Annotated in this window: 24 protein-coding genes; 23 read left to right on the plus strand and 1 reads right to left on the minus strand. The window is 63.8% G+C overall.

The features are described from left to right. Window positions 1–39: 39 nt before the first annotated feature. On the minus strand, window positions 40–1251 hold the full coding sequence (locus EE36_RS12840) for a cytochrome b/b6 domain-containing protein (RefSeq protein WP_005852875.1): 1212 nt from the start codon (window positions 1249–1251) through the stop codon (window positions 40–42). A gap of 147 nt (window positions 1252–1398) precedes the next feature. Between EE36_RS12840 and fabD the strand changes: the two genes are divergently transcribed. The 23 genes from fabD to EE36_RS12950 all read left to right on the plus strand — a co-directional run bounded on the left by fabD (window position 1399) and on the right by EE36_RS12950 (window position 21062). Continuing rightward, complete coding sequence (fabD, locus tag EE36_RS12845) at window positions 1399–2331, plus strand: ACP S-malonyltransferase (RefSeq protein WP_005852877.1); 933 nt, start codon at window positions 1399–1401, stop codon at window positions 2329–2331. Between the two features lie 24 nt (window positions 2332–2355). Next, window positions 2356–3093 (plus strand): 3-oxoacyl-[acyl-carrier-protein] reductase, encoded by a 738-nt coding sequence (fabG, locus tag EE36_RS12850; protein WP_005852879.1) that lies wholly within the window; start codon window positions 2356–2358, stop codon window positions 3091–3093. A 201-nt stretch (window positions 3094–3294) separates the two neighbouring features. Continuing rightward, window positions 3295–3528 carry an acyl carrier protein gene (locus EE36_RS12855; protein ID WP_005852881.1) on the plus strand — a complete coding sequence of 78 codons (234 nt, stop codon included), beginning with the start codon at window positions 3295–3297 and terminating at the stop codon, window positions 3526–3528. Window positions 3529–3707: 179 nt separating this feature from the next. After that, complete coding sequence (locus EE36_RS12860; RefSeq protein ID WP_005852883.1) at window positions 3708–4241, plus strand: GNAT family N-acetyltransferase; 534 nt, start codon at window positions 3708–3710, stop codon at window positions 4239–4241. Window positions 4242–4328: 87 nt separating this feature from the next. Further along, window positions 4329–5588, plus strand: coding sequence for a beta-ketoacyl-ACP synthase II (gene fabF, locus EE36_RS12865; RefSeq protein ID WP_074635104.1), 1260 nt, complete (start codon window positions 4329–4331; stop codon window positions 5586–5588). Continuing rightward, window positions 5588–6772 carry an endolytic transglycosylase MltG gene (mltG, locus tag EE36_RS12870; protein ID WP_005852887.1) on the plus strand — a complete coding sequence of 395 codons (1185 nt, stop codon included), beginning with the start codon at window positions 5588–5590 and terminating at the stop codon, window positions 6770–6772. Before fabF ends, mltG begins: the two co-directional genes overlap by 1 nt. 221 nt (window positions 6773–6993) lie before the next feature. After that, window positions 6994–7338 (plus strand): hypothetical protein, encoded by a 345-nt coding sequence (locus EE36_RS17365; RefSeq protein ID WP_240790778.1) that lies wholly within the window; start codon window positions 6994–6996, stop codon window positions 7336–7338. A gap of 52 nt (window positions 7339–7390) precedes the next feature. Continuing rightward, window positions 7391–8617, plus strand: coding sequence for a DNA-packaging protein (locus EE36_RS12875; protein WP_005852891.1), 1227 nt, complete (start codon window positions 7391–7393; stop codon window positions 8615–8617). A gap of 148 nt (window positions 8618–8765) precedes the next feature. After that, entirely contained in the window at window positions 8766–9941 is a 1176-nt protein-coding gene (locus tag EE36_RS12880; RefSeq protein WP_005852892.1) for a phage portal protein, read from the plus strand. Continuing rightward, window positions 9934–10158, plus strand: coding sequence for a hypothetical protein (locus EE36_RS12885; protein ID WP_005852894.1), 225 nt, complete (start codon window positions 9934–9936; stop codon window positions 10156–10158). The genes EE36_RS12880 and EE36_RS12885 overlap by 8 nt, the downstream gene beginning before the upstream one ends. 25 nt (window positions 10159–10183) lie before the next feature. Further along, window positions 10184–10798, plus strand: a complete 615-nt coding sequence (locus EE36_RS12890) for an HK97 family phage prohead protease (RefSeq protein WP_005852896.1) — start codon at window positions 10184–10186, stop codon at window positions 10796–10798. Between the two features lie 4 nt (window positions 10799–10802). After that, complete coding sequence (locus tag EE36_RS12895; RefSeq protein ID WP_005852898.1) at window positions 10803–11978, plus strand: phage major capsid protein; 1176 nt, start codon at window positions 10803–10805, stop codon at window positions 11976–11978. A 157-nt stretch (window positions 11979–12135) separates the two neighbouring features. After that, entirely contained in the window at window positions 12136–12732 is a 597-nt protein-coding gene (locus EE36_RS12900) for a head-tail connector protein (RefSeq protein WP_005852900.1), read from the plus strand. Further along, on the plus strand, window positions 12729–13067 hold the full coding sequence (locus EE36_RS12905; protein WP_005852902.1) for a head-tail adaptor protein: 339 nt from the start codon (window positions 12729–12731) through the stop codon (window positions 13065–13067). The genes EE36_RS12900 and EE36_RS12905 overlap by 4 nt, the downstream gene beginning before the upstream one ends. Beyond that, window positions 13064–13474, plus strand: a complete 411-nt coding sequence (locus tag EE36_RS12910; RefSeq protein ID WP_005852904.1) for a DUF3168 domain-containing protein — start codon at window positions 13064–13066, stop codon at window positions 13472–13474. The genes EE36_RS12905 and EE36_RS12910 overlap by 4 nt, the downstream gene beginning before the upstream one ends. 34 nt (window positions 13475–13508) lie before the next feature. Further along, complete coding sequence (locus EE36_RS12915) at window positions 13509–13949, plus strand: phage major tail protein, TP901-1 family (protein ID WP_005852906.1); 441 nt, start codon at window positions 13509–13511, stop codon at window positions 13947–13949. A gap of 2 nt (window positions 13950–13951) precedes the next feature. Beyond that, a complete protein-coding gene (locus EE36_RS12920) occupies window positions 13952–14266 on the plus strand; it encodes a gene transfer agent family protein (RefSeq protein ID WP_005852908.1) in 315 nt (104 codons plus the stop codon). Between the two features lie 41 nt (window positions 14267–14307). Next, window positions 14308–14496 carry a rcc01693 family protein gene (locus EE36_RS12925; RefSeq protein WP_005852909.1) on the plus strand — a complete coding sequence of 63 codons (189 nt, stop codon included), beginning with the start codon at window positions 14308–14310 and terminating at the stop codon, window positions 14494–14496. Further along, a complete protein-coding gene (locus EE36_RS12930; RefSeq protein ID WP_005852912.1) occupies window positions 14496–15155 on the plus strand; it encodes a phage tail tape measure protein in 660 nt (219 codons plus the stop codon). The genes EE36_RS12925 and EE36_RS12930 overlap by 1 nt, the downstream gene beginning before the upstream one ends. A gap of 12 nt (window positions 15156–15167) precedes the next feature. Continuing rightward, entirely contained in the window at window positions 15168–15800 is a 633-nt protein-coding gene (locus EE36_RS12935) for a DUF2460 domain-containing protein (protein WP_005852914.1), read from the plus strand. Continuing rightward, entirely contained in the window at window positions 15797–16687 is an 891-nt protein-coding gene (locus EE36_RS12940; protein ID WP_005852916.1) for a DUF2163 domain-containing protein, read from the plus strand. Before EE36_RS12935 ends, EE36_RS12940 begins: the two co-directional genes overlap by 4 nt. Beyond that, window positions 16684–17130 carry a peptidase gene (locus tag EE36_RS12945; protein ID WP_005852918.1) on the plus strand — a complete coding sequence of 149 codons (447 nt, stop codon included), beginning with the start codon at window positions 16684–16686 and terminating at the stop codon, window positions 17128–17130. Before EE36_RS12940 ends, EE36_RS12945 begins: the two co-directional genes overlap by 4 nt. Continuing rightward, window positions 17130–21062, plus strand: a complete 3933-nt coding sequence (locus EE36_RS12950; RefSeq protein WP_005852920.1) for a glycoside hydrolase/phage tail family protein — start codon at window positions 17130–17132, stop codon at window positions 21060–21062. The genes EE36_RS12945 and EE36_RS12950 overlap by 1 nt, the downstream gene beginning before the upstream one ends. Window positions 21063–21087 lie beyond the last annotated feature (25 nt).

Consider the following 21087-nt stretch of genomic DNA (forward strand, 5'->3'; position numbering starts at 1 on the left):
GAGGGCGGGGCCATAGGGCCCGCGCCGATGTTGGCGGGATTACTGCCCGCGTGTGGCGGTGAGGTCGATATTCACTGTGACGCTAAAGGCCAGCGTGCTTTCGTCCGTCACCGTTTCCCCGATGCCAAAGTTGCGGCGGTCCAGCGTGGTGGAGCCTGTCATCCGTGCAGTGTCTCCCTCCAACGTCAGGGTGAAAGGCAGGTCGATCGGCATCGTCTGATCCTTGATCGTCAGGCTGCCCGCCGCGACATAGCCGTCGGCGGTGGCATTGATATCGGCCTGGAAGGTCGCGGTGGGAAAGGCCTCGCTGTTGAAGAAATCGGCCCCCATCGCCTGATCCGTCACCGACCCGAGGCTCAGCGACGGGATCGCGACCGTGGTCGTGACGTCGCCCGCTTTGCCGGATTGTACGGTGTCGTCAAATGTGATCGCGGATGTCCAGTCGGCAAAGCTGCCAGCCACGACGGACCCGAACTGCGTGACCTCTAGCGCGATGGTCCCATCCTGCACTTGCCAGTCAGAGGCGACATCCTCTAGCGCGGCGGTTTCGGTCGGGGCGGGTTGATCGCTTTGCTGGCCCAAGCCAAGGCCCAGCCCCAGCCCGACGGCAATCGCGGCGACCCAGACCACAGTGGCCGTGATCACCGGCGCGGCAGTGTGGTGCTGCGCAGGCAGCGGGCCGACGACGGCTTCGCCCGGCAGCATCCGCCGCAGGGTCGAATCGCGGTCCACAACGTGGTGCTTCACCGCGCCGGCGATATGCAGGATCAACGCGCCGATCAGCAGTTTTCCCGAGATGACGTGCAGCGCGCCAAAGGCGTGTTCTACTGTTGTGTTCTTGGGAATAAACGGCAGCGACTGCCCCAGCGGCCACCAGATCGGCGCAAAGCCAGAGGCGGCGGCGTGGTTGATCCAGCCGGCCAGCGGGACGATCACCAGCGACCCGTACAGCACCCAATGCACCGTTTCCGCCAACCAGCTTTCCATACGGTGATCCGCGTTCAGCAGCCCCGGTTTGGGTTGGGTAAAGGCCCAGACGATGCGGGCAAGGGCGACAAAGAAGACCGTCACGCCCAGTGTTTTGTGCAGCGAGAACAGCCACGCTTTGCGGGTCAGCTCCGCTTGCGTATCGTGGGGCAGATCGCTGGCATAAAGGCCAAGGGCGATCAGGGTGAGGATCAGCAGCGCGGTGAGCCAGTGAAAGAACTTGGTCACCCCGCCATAGCGGATTGAGGTATTGGTTAAGGCCATCTGGGTGCTCCGTCGCGAAATGGGGTGGTTTCTCCATACTGCAACGGGGCTTGGGGACCAATGCGGATCAGCGCACAGTCGCCGTGCAGGCTTGTTTGACGGCCACCCACGCGCTAAAGCGCTGGAAACGCAAATTCGGGGGACTTTATGACCATTGCATTCGTATATCCGGGCCAAGGCGCGCAAACCATCGGTATGGGCCGCGATCTGGCCGACGCCTATCCGGCGGCAAAGGCCGTGTTTGACGAGGTGGACGAAGCCTTGGGCGAAAAGCTGTCGACGCTGATCTGGGAAGGCGACGCGGAGGAGCTGACGCTGACACAGAACGCGCAGCCCGCCTTGATGGCGACATCAATGGCGGCGATGGCGGCGTTGAAGGCCGAAGGCGTTACCGTCGACAAAGCGGCTTTTGTCGCGGGCCATTCGCTGGGTGAATATGCGGCACTATGCGCGGCGGGGACATTCTCGCTTGCCGATACGGCGCGGTTGCTGCGCATCCGTGGGCGGGCGATGCAGGCGGCTGTGCCCGTGGGGCAGGGCGCTATGGCGGCCCTTCTGGGGCTGAGCTTTGAGCAGGCCGAGGCCGTCGCCGCAGAGGCCGCACAGGGCGAGGTCTGTCAGGTCGCCAACCAGAACGATCCGGCGCAGAATGTCGTTTCGGGCAGCAAGGCTGCCGTGGAACGAGCGATTGATCTGGCGAAAGCGGCTGGTGCCAAGCGCGCGCTGCTTTTGCCTGTGTCTGCCCCGTTCCACTGTGCCCTGATGGCCCCCGCCGCAGAAGAGATGGCCGGTGCGCTGGCGGATGTGACGATGAACGCCCCCGCCGTGCCCGTGGTGGCGAATGTGGTGGCCGAGGCGGTCACCGATCCCGAACAGATCCGCAAGCTGCTGATTGAGCAGGTCACCGGTCAGGTGCGCTGGATGTCGTCGGTTGAATGGATGGGCGTGCAGGGCGTGACCGAGGTCTGGGAAATCGGGGCGGGCAAGGCGCTGTCCGGCATGATCCGCCGCATCAACAAGGAAATCACCTGCGTGAACATCGGCACCGCTGCCGATGCCGCTGCCGTGAAAACGGCCTGAGACAGGCCGCGAAAGGAATTACATATGTTTGATCTTACTGGAAAAAATGCGCTGGTCACCGGGGCTTCGGGTGGTATCGGCGCGGAAATCGCGCGCAGCCTGCATGCCCGTGGCGCGACCGTGGGCCTGTCCGGCACCCGCACCGAACCTCTTGAGGCGCTGGCGGCCGAACTGGGCGAGCGCGCCCATGTGCTGCCCTGTAACCTGAGCGATATGGACGCCGTTGACGCGCTGCCCAAACAGGCGGCCGAAGCGATGGGATCGGTTGATATTCTGGTCAATAACGCCGGCATCACCCGCGACAACCTGTTCATGCGCATGTCGGATGATGAATGGAATTCGGTCCTTAACGTCAACCTGACCGCGACCTTCAAGCTGTGCAAAGGCGTGATGCGCGGCATGATGAAGGCGCGTTGGGGCCGGATCGTGAATATCTCGAGCGTGGTCGGGGCCACCGGTAACCCCGGTCAGGCGAATTATGCCGCGTCCAAGGCCGGTATGGTGGGCATGTCCAAATCGCTTGCCTATGAGGTTGCCAGCCGCGGGATCACCGTGAACGCGGTCGCCCCCGGTTTCATTACCACGGCAATGACGGACAAGCTGACCGACGACCAAAAGGCGGGAATCATGGGGCAAATTCCTGCGGGCCGTATGGGCGAAGCCTCCGAAATCGCGTCGGCTGTTGTCTATCTGGCAAGCGCGGAAGCCGCCTATGTTACCGGAACCACCTTGCATGTGAACGGCGGCATGGCCATGTTGTGACCCTGCGCTGCAAAGCGTTTGCCAAATCTGCGTCTTGTGCTAAATGGGGCGCAGAATCCATCATAGGGAGGCTTGATTGCCCCCCTTACCTTGTGACAACAAGGGCCATAGCCGCCCCTCGGGGCACGATCCATACGGACCAGATAAGGTTCTGACGGAAACAGAAGAGGGCAGGATTGCCCGAATGAATGAGGACTGAATATGAGCGACGTCGCAGACCGCGTAAAGAAGATCGTTGTAGAGCACCTGGGTGTTGAAGAAGACAAAGTTGTTGAGAACGCATCGTTCATCGACGATCTTGGCGCAGACAGCCTCGACACTGTTGAGCTGGTTATGGCGTTCGAAGAAGAGTTCGGCATCGAGATCCCCGATGACGCAGCCGAGAACATCCAGACCTTCGGCGACGCGGTCAAGTTCATCAAAGAAGCGTCCTAAGACGTTTTCGCCAGCCGCAGCCTCATAGGCGTCGCGGCCGCACGAGATTTAGAGAACGGCGTTCTTCCTAGCGGAAGGGCGCCGTTTTTGCTTGGGGGGACCGCGCGTCACTTGTGTTGCGCGGGCTGTGGCGTGACACTGGCGGTGACAGAAATTCAAGCGTGAAGGTAATTCACCACATGTCGCGATCAGTACCGACCATCAATACCGCCCGTCTCACCCTGCGCGCCATGCGGGCCGAAGACTTCCCCCGTTATGCTGACATCTGGGCCACGCCCGCCGTGGTGACCCATATTACCGGCAAGCCCAAACCCAAGGCCGAAAGCTGGGATGCGTTTCTGCGCAATGCGGGCCATTGGCAGATTGTCGGGTTTGGTCAATGGGCGATCCAGTCGCGCGGCACCCGCGAGATGGAAGGTCAGGTCGGGTTTTTCTTTGGTTCCCGCGGGTTTGGCGACGATTTCGATCCCTTTCCCGAGGCCGGTTGGGTGCTGGCCCCCGAAGCGCAGGGCACGGGGCTGGGGCTGGAAGCCGCGCGTGCGGCGCATGACTGGTTCGACCGCGTGGTGACGGGGCGCACGGTGTGCATGATCGCCGTGGCGAATGCATCGTCGCTGCGGCTGGCCGAGACCTTGGGATATACCGCGCTGCGCGACATAGAGCTTGACGGCGACAAGATACGTCTGATGACGCGCAAAGGCCCGCCGGTCTGACCGTGGCTTGGGCGCTTCGCGTCTTGAAATTTACGGTCTCGGCAAGGTATAGCCGGTCAACGCAAAGAAACACCAAGGGGCTTGGATATGCGCAGAGTAGTAGTGACAGGTTTGGGATTGGTAACTCCGTTGGCCGATGGCGTGGAGGCCAGCTGGTCCAGAATTTTGGATGGTCAGTCCGGAGCGGGCAAGATCACGGGCTTCGATCCCAGCAAGCTGGTCACTCAATACGCCTGCGAAGTGCCGCTTGGCGACGGTACGGATGGTACCTTTAACGGCGACAAGTATATGGAGCCGAAAGAACAGCGCAAAGTGGATACCTTTATCCTGTTCGGCATGGCCGCAGCACAGCAAGCGGTCGAGGATTCCGGCTGGATGCCCACGGACCGCGAAGATCTGGAACGCACCGGCGTCTTGATCGGGTCGGGCATCGGGGGCCTGAACTCTATCGCCAACACGGCCGTGATGATGCACGAGAAAGGCCCGCGCCGCGTGAGCCCGTTCTTTGTGCCCGGCGCGCTGATCAACCTGATCTCGGGTCAGGTATCGATTCGCTATGGATTCCGCGGCCCGAACCATTCGGTTGTGACCGCCTGTTCCACCGGAGCCCATGCGATTGGTGACGCAAGCCGTCTGATCCAGCATGGCGACGCGGATGTGATGATTGCCGGCGGGGCCGAGGCCGCGATTTGCGAGATCGGCATGGCCGGGTTCAACGCCTGTAAAGCGCTGTCCACCAAACGGGGCGACGACCCCACCAAGGCAAGCCGCCCCTATGACGCGGATCGTGACGGTTTCGTCATGGGCGAGGGCGCGGGCATTGTCGTGCTGGAAGAATACGAACACGCCAAGGCGCGTGGGGCCAAGATCTATGCCGAGGTGCTGGGGTATGGTCTGTCAGGCGATGCCTATCACATCACCGCCCCTGCCGAGGATGGCGACGGGGCCGAACGGTCCATGCGCAACGCCCTGCGTGGTGCGGGGCTGGAGCCAAAAGACATCGATTATATCAACGCGCATGGCACATCGACCATGGCTGATGTGATCGAGCTGGGCGCGGTCGAGCGGATGCTGGGCGACGCGGTTGAGACGGTTACCATGTCGTCTACGAAATCCGCGACCGGTCACCTGTTGGGGGCTGCTGGCGCGATCGAGGCGATCTTCTCTATCCTCGCGATCCGCGATCAGGTTGCCCCACCGACCATCAACCTCGACAATCCTGCGGTTGAAACCAAGATCGATCTGGCCCCGAACAAGAAGGTCGAGCGCAAGATCGATGTCGCGCTGAGCAACTCTTTCGGCTTTGGTGGCACCAACGCGAGCGTGATCTTCGGGAAAGCATCCTAATGTGGCGTCATATCGCGTCTAACGCTGTTACATTTCTGATTTTAGGCTTGTTTTTGTTAGGCGGGATTATCCTGTGGGGGCGGGGGCAGTATGATGCCCCCGGTCCGCTTTCGCAGGCGATCTGCCTGCAGGTGGAGCGCGGGTCGAACATGCGTGCCGTGGGCGATGATCTTGCTACGCAAGAGGCGGTAAGCTCGGCTGCGATCTTCCGTCTTGGGGCGGAGTATGAGGAAAAGACCCGCGACCTCAAGGCGGGGAGCTTTCTGATCCAGCCCGAAGCCTCGATGAAAGAGATCGTGGACACGGTGACACGCGGCGGGGCAAGCACCTGCGGTACCGAAGTTGTCTACCGCATCGGTGTGAACCGCATCAGCACGCAGGTGCGTGAGCTGGACCCCGCAACAAGCCGTTTCGTCGAGCGTGCCGAATTCACCTCCGGTGAGGATGAGGTGCCAGAGGTCTATACCCAGACCAAGGCGAAGGCCGACACGCGGTTCCGCATCGCGATGGCAGAGGGCGTGACAAGCTGGCAGGTGGCCGAGGCGTTGAAAGCCATTGACCTGCTGTCAGGCGAGATCGCGGCGGTGCCTGCGGAGGGATCTTTGGCCCCCGACAGCTATGAGGTCTCGGAAGGGGACGACCGTGCCGAAATCCTGACGCGTATGGCCGCGGCACAAGAACAGCGTTTGGCTGAAGCCTGGGAGGCTCGCGATCCGGGGCTGCCCGTCGAGACGCCTGAGGAACTGTTGATCCTTGCCTCTATCGTCGAGAAGGAAACCGGCGTACCGGAAGAGCGCGAACAGGTGGCGAGCGTTTTCGTCAACCGTTTGAACCAGGGCATGCGTCTGCAGACGGACCCGACCGTGATCTACGGGATCACCAACGGGCAGGGCGTCTTGGGGCGTGGTCTGCGCCGCAGCGAGCTGCGCAAGGAGACTCCGTTCAACACCTACGTCATTGACGCGCTGCCACCGACGCCGATTGCGAACCCCGGACGTGCGAGCCTGATGGCTGCGGCACAACCGGCCAGCGAGGACTATGTTTTCTTCGTTGCCGATGGCACCGGCGGTCACGCTTTTGCCGAGACATTGGAAGAGCATAACGCCAATGTCGCGCGCTGGCGTCAGATCGAGGCGGAGCGTGGCGCGGAAGCGGCGGGCAATGCGTCGACGGGCGGAAACTAAGCCTTTGAGCGGGCGTAAATTTGGGTTAATTTAGGAATTTGTTAACCATCGTAAGGGCTTGGAAGGTTTCGGTAACCTTGTTTTCCTTGACTTTGCGTCCGCTCTGACATAGAAATACGTCCATGCTAGAAGACATGGGCAAACGGCCCCGGATTAAGTTCCGGTGGCCGTTTTTTCGTGTCTGCTCGGGTTGGAGGCCCAATACGAGAGGTAAGAGCAAGATGACGATGAATACCCCGGAACAGGAAATTGCTGCCAGCGAAGAGCAGCTTCAGGCGTTGCAGGTCGCGATCCGCGATTTGCGCCGCGAGATAGAGAGCCTGCGCGAACAGGCCCGATCCGGGGAGGAAGTAAACGAAACAGCAGCGTCGAAGGCATTGGGTAAGGCCAGTGGCATGGTGGCGACCTGCGTCAAGGTGGAGACCTATCTGAATGAGTGCAGAAACAGACAAGCGGGCATTGCCCGAGGGGGATACGCGCTGGACATGGAAAGGGCGCGGGCTGACATCGGGTGCAAGCTGGATCGGCTCCGCCGATGTTGCGGTGCAAGACCGGTTCCTGAATGATCTGGAGGAGGGAGAGCTTTTGGCTCTCCCTTTTTTGTTCGAGTTCTGGGCCATGCCGCATCAGCTGCCCCCCGAGGGCGACTGGCGGTCCTGGGTGATCATGGGCGGGCGCGGTGCGGGCAAGACGCGCGCGGGGGCGGAATGGGTGCGCGCGCAGGTCGAAGGGTCGCGGCCCTTGGATGCGGGGCGCTGTCGCCGTGTGGCGCTGGTGGGAGAGACCATCGAGCAGGTGCGCGAGGTGATGATCTTTGGCGACAGCGGGATATTGGCGTGCTCGCCCGCGGACCGGCGACCGGATTGGGAGGCGACGCGCAAGCGGTTGGTCTGGCCCAATGGGGCCGTGGCGACGGTGCACACAGCGCACGACCCCGAAGGGCTGCGCGGGCCGCAGTTTGACGCGGCCTGGGTGGATGAGCTGGCCAAGTGGAAGAAGGCGGAAGAGACGTGGGACCAATTGCAGTTCGCCTTGCGGCTGGGGGAGGATCCGCGGGTCTGTGTGACCACGACTCCGCGCAATGTCGGCGTATTGAAAAACCTGCTGGCGTCGCCGTCGACCGTGACCACCCATGCCCCGACTGAGGCGAATGCCGCGAACCTTGCGGGCTCTTTCCTCGAAGAGGTGCGGGCGCGCTATCGCGGGACACGGCTGGGCCGACAGGAACTGGACGGTGTGCTGCTGGCCGATGCGGAAGGGGCGCTGTGGACATCCGAGCGGATCGAGGCCGGGCGGGTGCGGGATGTGCCGCTGTTGGACCGGATCGTCGTGGGGTTGGACCCTGCGACCACCGCCGGCGCGGGGTCGGATGAATGCGGGATCGTGGTGGTGGGCGCGCAAACCCAAGGCCCGCCGCAGGATTGGCGCGCCGTGGTGATGGCTGATTGCACGGTGCAGGGGGCGACCCCGTCGGGCTGGGCGCGCGCGGCGATCAGCGCGATGGAGCAGTACGGCGCAGATCGCCTTGTCGCCGAGGTCAATCAGGGCGGGCAGATGGTGGCGGAGGTCTTGCGTCAGGTCGACCCATTGGTGCCGGTCAAATCGGTCCATGCCAGCCGTGGCAAGGTGGCGCGGGCGGAGCCTGTGGCGGCACTTTATGAACAGGGGCGCGTGGGGCATGTGGCGGGGCTGGACGCGCTGGAGGACCAGATGTGCCGGATGACAGCGCGGGGCTATGAGGCGACTGGGTCGCCTGATCGCGTCGATGCGCTGGTCTGGGCGCTGCATGAGCTGATGATCGAGCCTGCGGCACAGTGGCGGATGCCCGGGGTGCGTGGATTGTGAGCGCGTTGCGGAGGAGAGCGGCCCTTCGGGGAGAGTTTAACGGGCAAAATGAAGCGCTGTTGCGGGCGGGGCGTGCGCTCTGGTCGGGCGGCGTTAAGGGATTGGTGAGATCTTCATGGGGCGGTCAATGAGCAGGGAGAGCAGCGGCATGGTTTTTGATTTTCTCAAACGGGGGGCGGTTGAGGTGGTTGCGGAGAAGAAAGCCTCTGCCACGGGGCCTGTCGTTGCGGTTCAGACCAGCGGGCGTGTGGCCTGGAGCCCGCGCGATGTGGTCAGCCTGACGCGCAGCGGGTTCTGCGGCAACCCTGTGGGGTTTCGGTCGGTGAAGCTGATTGCGGAGGCCGCGGCGGCCTTGCCGCTGGTGTTGCAGGATGCCGCGCAACGGTTCGAGGCGCATCCGCTGCTGGATCTGATGGCACGGCCCAATGGGGCGCAGGGGCGTGCGGAGCTGCTGGAGGGGCTTTATGCGCAGCTGTTGTTGACGGGCAACGGCTATATCGAGGCGGTTGGCGCCGGGCCGGTGCCGGTGGAGCTGCATGTCTTACGGTCGGATCGCATGTCGGTGGTGCCGGGGGCGGATGGCTGGCCGGTGGCCTATGAATATGCCGTCGGCGGGCGCAAGCATCGGTTTGACGTGGCCGGGGATACGGCCGAGATCTGTCACATCAAGAATTTCCACCCGCAGGATGACCACTATGGGTTCAGCCCGTTGCAGGCGGCGGCGATGGCCTTGGATGTGCATGGCGCGGCTTCGCGCTGGAGCAAGGCCTTGCTGGACAATGCGGCGCGGCCATCGGGGGCGATTGTCTACCGGGGGGCCGAGGGGCAGGGCAAGCTGAGCGATGATCAGTATGACCGTCTGGTCAGCGAGATGGAGAGCCATCATCAAGGTGCGCGCAATGCGGGGCGGCCGATGCTGCTGGAAGGCGGGTTGGATTGGAAGCCGATGGGGTTTTCGCCCTCGGACATGGAGTTTCACCGCACCAAGGAGGCGGCGGCGCGGGAAGTGGCGCTGGCTTTTGGGGTGCCGCCGATGCTGCTGGGGATCGCGGGGGATGCGACCTATGCCAATTATCAGGAGGCGCATCGGGCGTTCTACCGGCTGACGGTCCTGCCTTTGGCCACGCGGGTTGCCGCGGCGCTTGGCGCATGGCTGGCGGGGTTCACGCATGAGGCGGTGACGTTGAAGCCCGATCTGGATCAGGTGCCCGCCCTGGCGCAGGAGCGTGACGCGCAATGGGCGCGGGTGGCGGGGGCGGATTTCCTGACGCAGGCGGAAAAGCGGTCTTTGTTGGGGCTGCCAGCGGTGGCGGCGGATGGTTGAGGAGATGGGATATGACCGGTTTGAATGTGCGCCGGGGTTGCGGTTGCAGGCGCATGAGAGGGTGAGCGCGATCCACCACGAGAATCTTTTGCAGCGGCTCGACCGGCTGGAGGAGATGATGGAGCGGCTGGAGCGGCGGTTGTGGTTGACCGTCTATGGTGTGGTCGCGGTGATTTTGGCGCAGGCGGTACAGTCGTTTCTGGTGGTCGCGCCGTAGCAATTTGAACGCAAGGGAGGGTGTCATGGAAGATGGCATGCGCTTCGGCCTCGGGTCGGAGAACGGGAGAGGTTTGCTCCATATGGGCGCTGGGTTGGAGCATAAGTTCGCGCGTTTCGACGAGGGGCTTGTGGTGGAGGGCGGCACCGAGATCAGCGGCTATGCCAGCCTGTTCGGGCGGGTCGATCAGGGTGGTGATCTGGTGGCACGGGGGGCTTATGGCACCTCGCTGGCGGCGGCGGAGGCCGCGGGGCGGCGGATCAAGATGCTATGGCAGCATGATCCGGCACAGCCCATCGGCGTGTGGGACGAGCTGCGCGAGGATGCGCGGGGGCTTTGGGTCAAGGGGCGGCTGCTGGACAGTGTGGCGCGGGGTCGCGAGGCGGCGGCCTTGATCGAGGCCGGGGCGATTGATGGCCTCAGCATCGGCTATCGCACGCAGCGGGCGGCCAAGAATGACGCGGGCCAGCGGGTGCTGCAGACCCTGGACCTGTGGGAGGTGTCGCTGGTGACCTTTCCCATGCTCCCCACGGCGCGGATCGCGGCCAAGGGGGATTTTATCGCCATCGGAGACGTCTTGCGCGGCATGGCCGGTGTCTTTGACGAGGCGCGGCGGAATTTGAAACGGAACGGAGGGTAAGCGGATGGAACGACACGAAGATGACATGGGCACCGAGCCCCGAGGCGCGGTCGAGGAGATGCGCCGCGCTGTCGGTGGATTTGTGCAGGATTTCAAAGGGTTTCAGGACGAGATGACGACCAAGTTGCAACAAACGGAAGAGCGAATGACTATGTTGGATCGAAAGATGACTTTGCCGGCGCGCACACCATTGGCGGGGGCTGTAGAGACGGGCGCGCCGCATCAGAAGGCGCTGCATGCCTATATCCGCAACGGCGACGACGACGGGTTGCGCGGGCTTGAGCTGGAGAGCAAGGCGCTGTCGGCTGCGGTGAATTCGGATGGTGGCTATCTGGTGGACCCGCAGACCTCGGATCGGGTGAAGTCGGTGTTGAATGCAACGGCCTCTATCCGGGCGATTGCGTCGGTGGTGCAGGTCGAGGCGACCTCTTACGACGTGCTGGTGGACCATGCGGATGTGGGTGCCGGTTGGGCGACAGAAACGGGGGCCGTGTCAGAGACCGATACGCCGCAGATCGACCGGATCACCATCCCGCTGCACGAGCTGAGCGCGCTGCCCAAAGCCTCGCAGCGGTTGCTGGATGACAGTGCCTTTGACATCGAAGCGTGGTTGGCGGGGCGGATCGCCGATAAATTCTCGCGGGCCGAGGCCGCGGCCTTTATCCACGGGGACGGGATCGACAAGCCCAAGGGGTTTCTGGCCCATGCCACGGTCGACAATGTGATCTGGGAGTGGGGCAATCTGGGCTATGTGCCCACCGGCGTCGCTGGCGAGATCACGGCGGATGCCGTGGTTGATCTGGTCTATGCGCTTGGGGCGCAGTACCGCGCGCAGGCGAGTTTTGTGATGAGCTCGAAGACGGCTGGGATCGTGCGCAAGCTCAAGGATCTGGACGGGCGGTTTTTGTGGTCTGACGGGATGACGCAGGGCCAGCCCGCGCGGCTGATGGGCTATCCGGTGCTGGTGGCCGAGGACATGCCCGATGTGGCGGCGGATTCATTCTCGGTCGCCTTCGGGGATTTTGCCGCCGGTTACACCGTAGCAGAGCGGCCCGACCTGCGGATCCTGCGCGATCCCTTCAGCGCCAAGCCGCATGTGCTGTTCTATGCCACCAAACGGGTGGGCGGCGACGTGAGCGACTTTGCCGCGATCAAGCTGCTGAAATTCGGCACCGCCTAAGGCGCGGGGTCGAATAGGGGGGCTGGCGGTGGCTGGCCCCATTCCCCGGGCGCGCCGTGATGCGCCGGGTGCATTGCCTAGCTGCTGCCTCCGACCGAGCGATGCAGTCGGGGTGCGCGTTCGGGGGGCTTTGGCGGGCTAGATTTGGAGCGATGAGATGTTGATCGAAGAGACAGGGGTGGCGGAGGCCGATCTTCCGCTAGAGCCGTTCAAGGCGCATTTGCGGATGGGCAGCGGTTTTGGCACCGAAACCGTACAAGAGCCCGTTTTGGCGAGCTTTTTGCGTGCCGCCATTGCCGCGATTGAGGCGCGCACGTCCAAGGCGCTGATCTCGCGGTTGTTTACCATGACCGTGCAAGAGTGGGCGGACCCGCAGGCGCAGGCTTTGCCCGTGGGGCCGGTCCGGCAGATCGTGAGCGTCACCGTGGTGGCGCGGGATGCGATGGAGACGGTGATCGAGCCGCAGCGCTATTGGTTGGTGCGCGATATGCAGGCGCCGCTGCTGAAGCCCTCGGGGGCGATGCTGCCGTTCATTCCGCCGCAAGGCTCGGTGCAGGTCGTGTTCGAGGCGGGGCTTGGGGAAAGCTGGGGCGCTGTGCCCGCGGATTTGCAGCAGGCCGTGCTGATGCTGGCGGCGCATTACTATGAATACCGCCACGAGACCCGCCTTGGGGACGGCTGCATGCCCTTTGGGGTGAGCAGCCTGATCGAGCGCTACCGCCCGATGCGGATCGGCTTGGGGGCACGCGCATGAGCCGACTGTCGTTGAACCGCCGCTTGGTGTTGGAGGCGCAGGTGCCTCAGCCTGATGGCGCGGGCGGAGAGAGCCGGAGCTGGGTGCGTGTGGGGGAACTCTGGGCGGATGTTACGGCGCGGCGGAGCCGGCGTTTGGGGCGTGGCGGTATTGCGGTGAGCCGCGGGGTCTATGTGGTGACGGTACGCGGTGCGCCAGTGGGCGATCCCGCGCGCCCCTTGCCGCAGCAGCGCTTTCGGGAGGGCACACGGGTTTATCAGATCCAGTCGGTGGCCGAGCAGGACGCACAAGGACGGTATCTGGCCTGCCTGACCCATGAGGAGGTGGCGGTATGAGCTATGGCATGGGGTTTGCGTTGCAACAGGCGGTCTTTGGCGTGTTGAGCACGGATCAGGAGATCACGGCGCTGGTGGGGGATGCGGTTTTTGATGCGGCTCCTGCCGGGGAGGTGCCGGCGCTGTATGTGCAGTTGGGGCCCGAAGCGGTGCGCGATGCCTCTGACGGGACGGGCGGTGGGGCGGAGCATCGGTTCACGGTTCTTGTCGTCACGCATCATGCGGGGTTCGCCCCCGCGAAACAGGTGGCCGCTGCGGTGAGTGATGCGCTGGTCGGTGGGCAGTTTGCCCTGAGCCGCGGGCGGCTGGTGAGCTTGCGGTTCGAGCGGGCCGTCGCGCGACAGGTCGGGGCGGATGCGCGCCGCCAGATAGAGATGCGGTTCAGGGCGCGGGTTCAGGACAGCTGAGCCGAGGTTTCAGGAAATTAACAGGAGAGTGGATATGGCTGTTCAAGCGGGCAAAGATCTTTTGGTCAAGGTGGACATGACGAGCGATGGTCAGTTCGAAACGATCGCGGGGCTGCGGGCCACGCGGGTGAGCTTTAACGCGGAACCGGTTGAGGTGACCTCGCTTGACAGTGAGGGGGGCTGGCGGGAGCTGCTGGCGGGCGCAGGCGTCCGATCTGCCGCAATCAGCGGGTCGGGGGTGTTTCGCGATGCGGGCACGGATGAACGCGCACGGCAGTTGTTTTTTGACGGGCTGACGCCGGATTTTCAGATCGTGATCCCCAGCTTCGGCATTATCGAGGGGCCGTTCCAGGTGGCGGCCATTGAATATGGCGGGTCGCTGAATGGGGAGGCGACCTATGAGCTGAGCCTGCAATCCGCGGGGCAGCTGAGCTTTACCGCGGATACGGCAGACGCACCCGGGGGCGGGGTCTGAGCATGGTGAACCGGTGGCGAGGGGATGTGGCGCTGGTGGTGAATGGTCAGCGACGCGTGGCACGGCTGACCCTCGGGGCCTTGGCCGAGCTGGAGGACGCGCTGGAGGAGCCGTCGCTGGTGGCTTTGGTCGAGCGGTTCGAGGGGCATCGGTTCAGCAGTCGGGATATGCTGTTGCTGCTGGCCGCGGGGCTGCGTGCAGGGGGGACCGAGGTAAGTGCCGAGACGCTCGCGCAGGCCGAGATCGAGGGTGGGCCGGTGGCCGCCTCTCAGGCCGCCGCAGAGCTTTTGGCGCGTGCCTTTGTCGTGCCGGTATGAGCGTGCCGCCCAAGAGGACAAAGGCAGAGAGCGCGCCGGGGATGGACTGGGCCGCGCTACTGCGGGCGGGGCTGAGGGGGTTGACGCTGACGCCCGACGCATTCTGGGCGCTCACGCCGGCAGAGCTGCAACTGATGCTGGGGAGCGAGGCGGGGCGGGCTCCGCTGTTGGGGGATGGATTGGCAGCCTTGATGGCGGCTTATCCCGATAGGCAGAGAGAGGAAGACTGATGGCACAGGATGATACATTCGAGGGGCTCGAGGATGGCGCAGAGCGGTTGAATGACACGCTTGGCGCGACGGCCACGCTGGTGGCTGGTTTCGATGCTGAACTGCGCCGTATGCGCAGCGCATTGGCCGCAACAGGGAAGGATGTCGCGACGTTGGAGAAAGGGCTGAGCCGTGGATTGCGCAGGGCCTTTGATGGTGTCGCGTTTGACGGGATGAAACTGTCGGATGCCCTGTCCACCGTGGCGCGGTCGATGGTGAACACGACCTACAACGCGGCGATGAAGCCGGTGTCCGATCACGTCGGCGGGCTGATCAGTCAAGGTGTGGGATCACTGATGCAGGGAATACTCCCCTTTGCCGACGGGGCACCGTTTTCCCAAGGACGTGTGATGCCTTTTGCCCAAGGGGGGATTGTCAGCTCCGCCACAGGCTTTGGCATGCGCGGGGGCATGGGGCTGATGGGCGAGGCCGGACCGGAGGCGATCATGCCCTTGGCACGGGGGCCGGACGGTAAGCTGGGTGTCAAAGGGGGCGCGAGCGGCGGGACGACCGTGGTCATGAACATCACCACCCCTGATGTGCAGGGATTCCAACGCAGTCAAAGCCAGATCGCCGCTCAGCTGAGCCGCGCGCTGAACGCTGGCAACCGTAACCGCTAGGGGAGCAAGCTGATGAATTTTCACGATGTCAGATTTCCACCTAGCCTGAGCTTTGGATCCCTCGGGGGGCCGCAACGCCGTACCGATGTGGTGACGCTCGCCAACGGGTATGAGGAGCGCAACACCCCCTGGGCCCATTCACGCCGTGTGTATGATGCGGGGCTGGGGATGCGCTCTATCGACGATGTCCAAGCGCTCACGGGGTTCTTCGAGGCACGTATGGGGCAGATGTACGGGTTTCGCTGGAAGGATTGGGCGGATTTCAAATCCTGTGCCTCTTCGGTCGGGGTCACGTTCGAGGATCAGAGCCTTGGCTTCGGGGATGGTGTGCGGACGGACTATCAACTGGTCAAGACCTATAGCTCGGGCGGGCATAGCTACGTCAGGCCGATCACCAAGCCGGTTGCCGGCACAGTGCGCGTGGGGATAGAGCAGGACGCCCTGCAAGAGGGGAGCGATTATGAGGTAGATCTGAGCACGGGCATCATCCGTTTCGCCCATGCGCCGGACCCCGAAATGCAGGTGTCGGCGGGGTTCGAATTCGACGTGCCTGTCCGCTTTGACACGGATCGCATTCTGGTCAGCGTTGCCAGTTTTCAGGCGGGGCAGGTGCCGGATGTGCCTGTGATCGAGGTGCGGGTATGAGCGGGGCGGGCAAGGACGCGGTGTTGGCGCATGCGCGCACGGGACTGACGACGCTGTGCACGGCCTGGGCAATCCGGCGGCGGGACGGGGTGACGCTGGCGTTTACCGACCATGATCAGCCGCTCGACTTCGACGGGTTGGCGTTTCGTGCGGATAGCGGGCTGAGTGCGCGGGCCTTGGCGCAGAGCACGGGGCTGTCGGTGGATAACACAGAGGCGCTGGGCGCGCTGAGCGATGACGCGATCCGCGAGGACGAGATCGAGCAGGGGCGCTTTGACGGGGCGGAGGTGTGCTGCTGGCGGGTGAACTGGGCCGATGTGACCGCCCGCTGCATGATTTTTCGCGGCACGATTGCCGAGATGCAGCGCGCGGGCGGTACCTTTCGCGCAGAACTGCGCGGGTTGACCGAGGCGTTGAACCGGCCCTTGGGGCGGGTGTTTCAGAAGCCCTGCACCGCGGTTCTGGGGGATGCGGCCTGCGGGTTTGATCTGGCGACGGCGGGCTATGCTGTGACACTCGCCGTGCAGGAGCACGAGGACGGGCGGGTGTTCCGTTGGGAGGGGATCAACGGGTTTGACGACGCATGGTTCGCGCGGGGGCGGCTTGAGGTGCTGGACGGCCCTGCGGCGGGGCTTTGGGGTATGATCAAACACGACCGGGTGCTGGAGGGGTGGCGCGAGGTCGAGCTGTGGGAGCCGATCCGCGGTACAATCACCGCCGGACAACAGCTGCGACTGGTGGCAGGCTGCGACAAACGCCACACCACCTGTCGGCTGAAGTTCAACAACTTGCTGAACTTTCAGGGCTTTCCTGATGTGCCGAGTGCGGATTGGATGATGGCGGTGCCGAAATCCTCGGGCAGCAATACCGGCGGATCGTTAAGATGAGCGCGCGCGGGACCGCCGTGGTGGCTGCGGCGCGGGGGTGGATCGGTACGCCCTACGTGCATCAGGCGGCGCGCAAGGGGGCGGGCTGTGACTGCCTTGGCCTTTTGCGCGGTATCTGGCGCGAGGTGGTGGGGGAGGAGTCCGAGGCGATCCCTTCCTATTCAATGGACTGGTCAGAACCACAGGGGGACGAGCGGCTTTGGCGTGCTGCGCTGCGTCACCTCTCGCCCAAGGTCCTGATCGATGAGGCCCCCGGTGACGTGCTGTTGTTCCGCATGCGCAGCGGGTCGGTGGCGAAACATCTGGGCGTGGCGGCAGAGGTCGGCGCGCAGGCGAGCTTTATCCACGGCTACAGCGGGCATGGGGTGACGGAAAGCCCCCTAAGCCTGCCGTGGCGCAGGCGCATTGTGGCGCGTTTTGAATTCCCGGCGGAGGCGATCTGATGGCGACGATACTTCTTTCAACCGCAGGTGCGGCGATTGGCGGCTCTGTCGGGGGCACGTTGGCGGGGTTGTCTTCGGTCGCCATTGGGCGTGCCGTGGGGGCGACCCTTGGCCGTGTGATCGACCAGCGGCTGCTGGGGCAAGGGGCGCAGGCGGTCGAGACCGGCAAGGTCGACCGCTTTCGTCTGACCCAGGCGGGCGAGGGCGCGGCGATTGCGCAGGTCTATGGCCGGATGCGTGTCGGGGGACAGGTTATCTGGGCCTCGGATTTTGCCGAGACGACGACAGTGACGGGCGGCGGCGGTGGCAAGGGCGCGCCCTCGACCCCGCAGACGACGGAATACAGCTATAGCGTCAGCCTCGCCATCGCCCTGTGCGAAGGGGAGATCACCAGCATTGGCCGGATCTGGGCGGATGGGGAGGAAATCTCGGCCTACGCGCTGAATATGGCGGTCTATCGCGGGACGCGCGATCAACTGCCCGACCCGACGATTGCCGCGATCGAGGGGGCGGACGCGGTGCCGGCCTATCGTGGCACGGCCTATGTGGTGATGGAGAACCTCGGGTTGGGGCCCTTTGGCAACCGCGTGCCGCAGTTTTCCTTCGAGGTGCTGCGTGCAGAGGAACCGGATGCGCCTGCCGCCGACATCAGCGTGACCCATGGGGTTCAAGGTGTCGCGCTGATTCCTGGCACTGGGGAATATGCGTTAGCGACGACTCCGGTGCATTATACCGACGGACAGGGTGGCCGGTGGAGCGCCAATGTCTCTACCCCCGACGGGCGCAGTGATTTCGCCGCCGCGCTGGAGGATGCCACGCAGGACCTGCCGCAGCTGGCTGCCGCGTCGCTGCTCGTTTCGTGGTTTGGCGATGATCTGCGTTGCGGAGAATGCCGCCTGCGCCCCAAGGTGGAAAGCGCCGAGGACGAGGGCGAAAACATGCCGTGGCAGGTGGCTGGTCTGACCCGCGGCACCGCCGAGGTGATCGCCCGCGAGGACGACCGACCGGTCTATGGTGGCACCCCCGCAGATGCCGCGGTGATCGAGGCGATCCATGCCATTCAAGCGGCGGGCAAGGCGGTGATGTTCTACCCGTTCATCCTGATGGACCAGCTTGATGGGAATACCTTGCCCGACCCCTATAGCGATGCGGGCACCCAGCCCAAGCTGCCTTGGCGGGGGCGGATCACGCTGGCGAAAGCGCCGGGTCAGGCGGGCAGCTCTGACGGGACGCTGAGCGCGCATAACGAGGTGGCGGCGTTCTTTGGCACGGTCACGGCGGCGGATTTTACCGTTGCGGGTGGGCAGGTGGTCTATTCCGGACCGCAGGAATGGTCGATGTCGCGGTTCATCCTGCATTATGCCGCCCTGTGCAAAGCCGCAGGCGGGGTAGAGGCCTTTTGCATCGGCACCGAGATGCGCGGGCTGACGCAGATCCGCGGGGCGGGGAACAGCTTTGTGGCGGTGCAGGCGTTTCGCGCGCTGGCCGCAGAGGCGCGGCTTCTTTTGGGCGCGGGCACCAAGATCAGCTATGCCGCGGATTGGTCCGAATATTTCGGCTATCACCCGCAAGATGGCAGCGGCGATGTGTTCTTTCACCTTGATCCGCTGTGGGCCGACGACACGATCGATTTCATCGGCATCGACAATTATATGCCGCTGTCCGATTGGCGCGACGGTGCGGATCATCTGGACGCGCAGCAAAGCGACAGCATTTATGCGTTGGACTATCTGGCGGGTAATGTTGCGGGGGGCGAAGGGTTTGACTGGTATTACCATTCGCCCGAGGCGCGCGCGGCGCAACGCCGTACGCCGATCACCGATGGCACCCATGGGGAGCCTTGGGTTTACCGCTACAAGGATCTACGCGGCTGGTGGGAGAACCTGCACCACAATCGTATCGGCGGTGCGCGCGCAGCAGAGCCGACGGGCTGGCAGCCCGGGTCCAAGCCCATCTGGTTTACGGAATACGGCTGTGCAGCGGTGGACAAGGGGACCAACCAGCCGAACAAGTTTCTTGACCTCAAAAGCTCTGAAAGCAGTTTGCCGCGCTATTCATCGGGCGCGCGGGATGAGTTGATGCAAATGCAATATCTGCGTGCCGTGGCGGATCATTGGCGGGATCCGGCGCATAATCCGGTCTCGGCGGCCTATGGCGGGCCGATGGTGGATATGACCCGCGCCTTTGTTTGGGCCTGGGACACGCGGCCCTATCCTTTCTTTCCCAATAATCGCGCGCTGTGGAGCGATGGTCGAAATTACGCCCGTGGGCATTGGCTAAACGGGCGCAGTGCGGCGCTGCCCTTGTCCGAGCTCGTGGCGGCGATCTGCCGTCGTGCTGGCGTTAACGATTTCGATACCTCTGGGCTGTATGGCTATGTCCGCGGCTATGTGGTGGACGAGGTGGCCGATGCGCGTGCGGCGTTGCAGCCGTTGATGCTGCGCTATGGCTTTGATGCGGTGGAACGCGACGGGGTGTTGCGTTTCATCATGCGGGACGGATTGGATGCCGTGCCACTGAACAGAGAGACGTTGGCTGTTTCGGGTGATCTGGAGGCACCGGTGGAACAGTCCCGTGAGGCAGAGGCGGAACTTTCGGGGCGTCTGCGCTTGCGGTTTGTGCAGGCGGACGGGGATTACGAGGTGATCGCGGAAGAGGCGATCTTGCCTGACGACGCGACCCATGCGGTGGCGATGTCAGAGTTCAATATGGCGCTCACCCGGGCGGAGGGGCACCAGACAGCTGAACGCTGGCTGACAGAGGCGCGTGTGGCACGCGAAGGGGTACGTCTGGCGTTACCGCCGTCGATGATGGATGTCGGCGCGGGTGATGTGATTGCTTTGCCGCCAGACGATGGCGAGGGGGAGGCGCTGTACCGTGTGGATCGCGTCGAGATGGGGGAGATGTCTTTGATCGAGGCCGTGCGGATTGAGCCCGAGGCCTATGACCCCGCGCCCTTCGATGACGAATTGGTCGCGTTGAAACCCTTTGTCGCGCCCGTACCGGTGAACGCGCTGTTTTTGGACCTGCCGCTGCTGCGCGGTGACGAGGTGCCCCATGCGCCACATATTGCGGCCAGCGCACGGCAATGGCCGGGCAACGTCGCGGTCTATGCCTCTGGCGGGGAAACGAATTTCAGGTTGAACACTCTGATGCCCCTGCGCGCGACAATGGGGGGCACGCAAAACGACATGGCCCATGCGCGCCCCGGTGTGGTGGATCGCGGGCAGGCGCTGCAGGTCACGCTGACCAGCGGTGTGTTAGAGAGTGTTGATGAGGCCGATCTGCTGGGCGGGGCCAATCTGGCGGCTATCGGCGACGGCTCTGCCGACCGGTGGGAGGTGTTCCAGTTCGCGCGGGCCGAGCTGATCGCCCCGCAAACCTATCTTCTGCGCGACCGGCTCCGCGGGCAAGCGGGGTCGGATGGGGTGATGCCGGATGTCTGGCCGGCGGGATCGCAGTTTGTGCTGCTTAACTCTGTCCCTCGCCAGATCGAGCTGAGCCCGAACCTGTTGCGGATCGCGCATACCTATCGCATCGGGCCTGCGGGCCGTCCGCTGAACGACCCAAGCTACGTTCAAAAAACCGAGAGCTTTGACGGCAACGGGCTGCGGCCCTATCGGCCCTGCCACCTGCGAATAACAGAAGAGGCGGGGGCGTTGCGGTTTGGCTGGATACGCCGGACGCGGATCAATGGCGACGGGTGGACGGAGTTCGATGTGCCACTGGCCGAGGAAAGCGAGCAATATCAGCTGCGTATCCTGCAAAACGGTGTTGTCCTGCGCGAAGAGATCGTGGACCGGGCAAGCTGGACCTATACGGCCCAAATGCGCGCGAGTGACGGGGCGGCGGGGGCGGCGTTGATCAGTGTTGCGCAGGTTTCTGCGCTATACGGGGTGGGGCCCGCGCTGTTTGGCGAGATCAATTTGTGATAAACTGCGCGTGTAACCCCTCGGC

The organism is Sulfitobacter sp. EE-36, from assembly GCF_000152605.1.
Taxonomy (GTDB): domain Bacteria; phylum Pseudomonadota; class Alphaproteobacteria; order Rhodobacterales; family Rhodobacteraceae; genus Sulfitobacter; species Sulfitobacter pontiacus.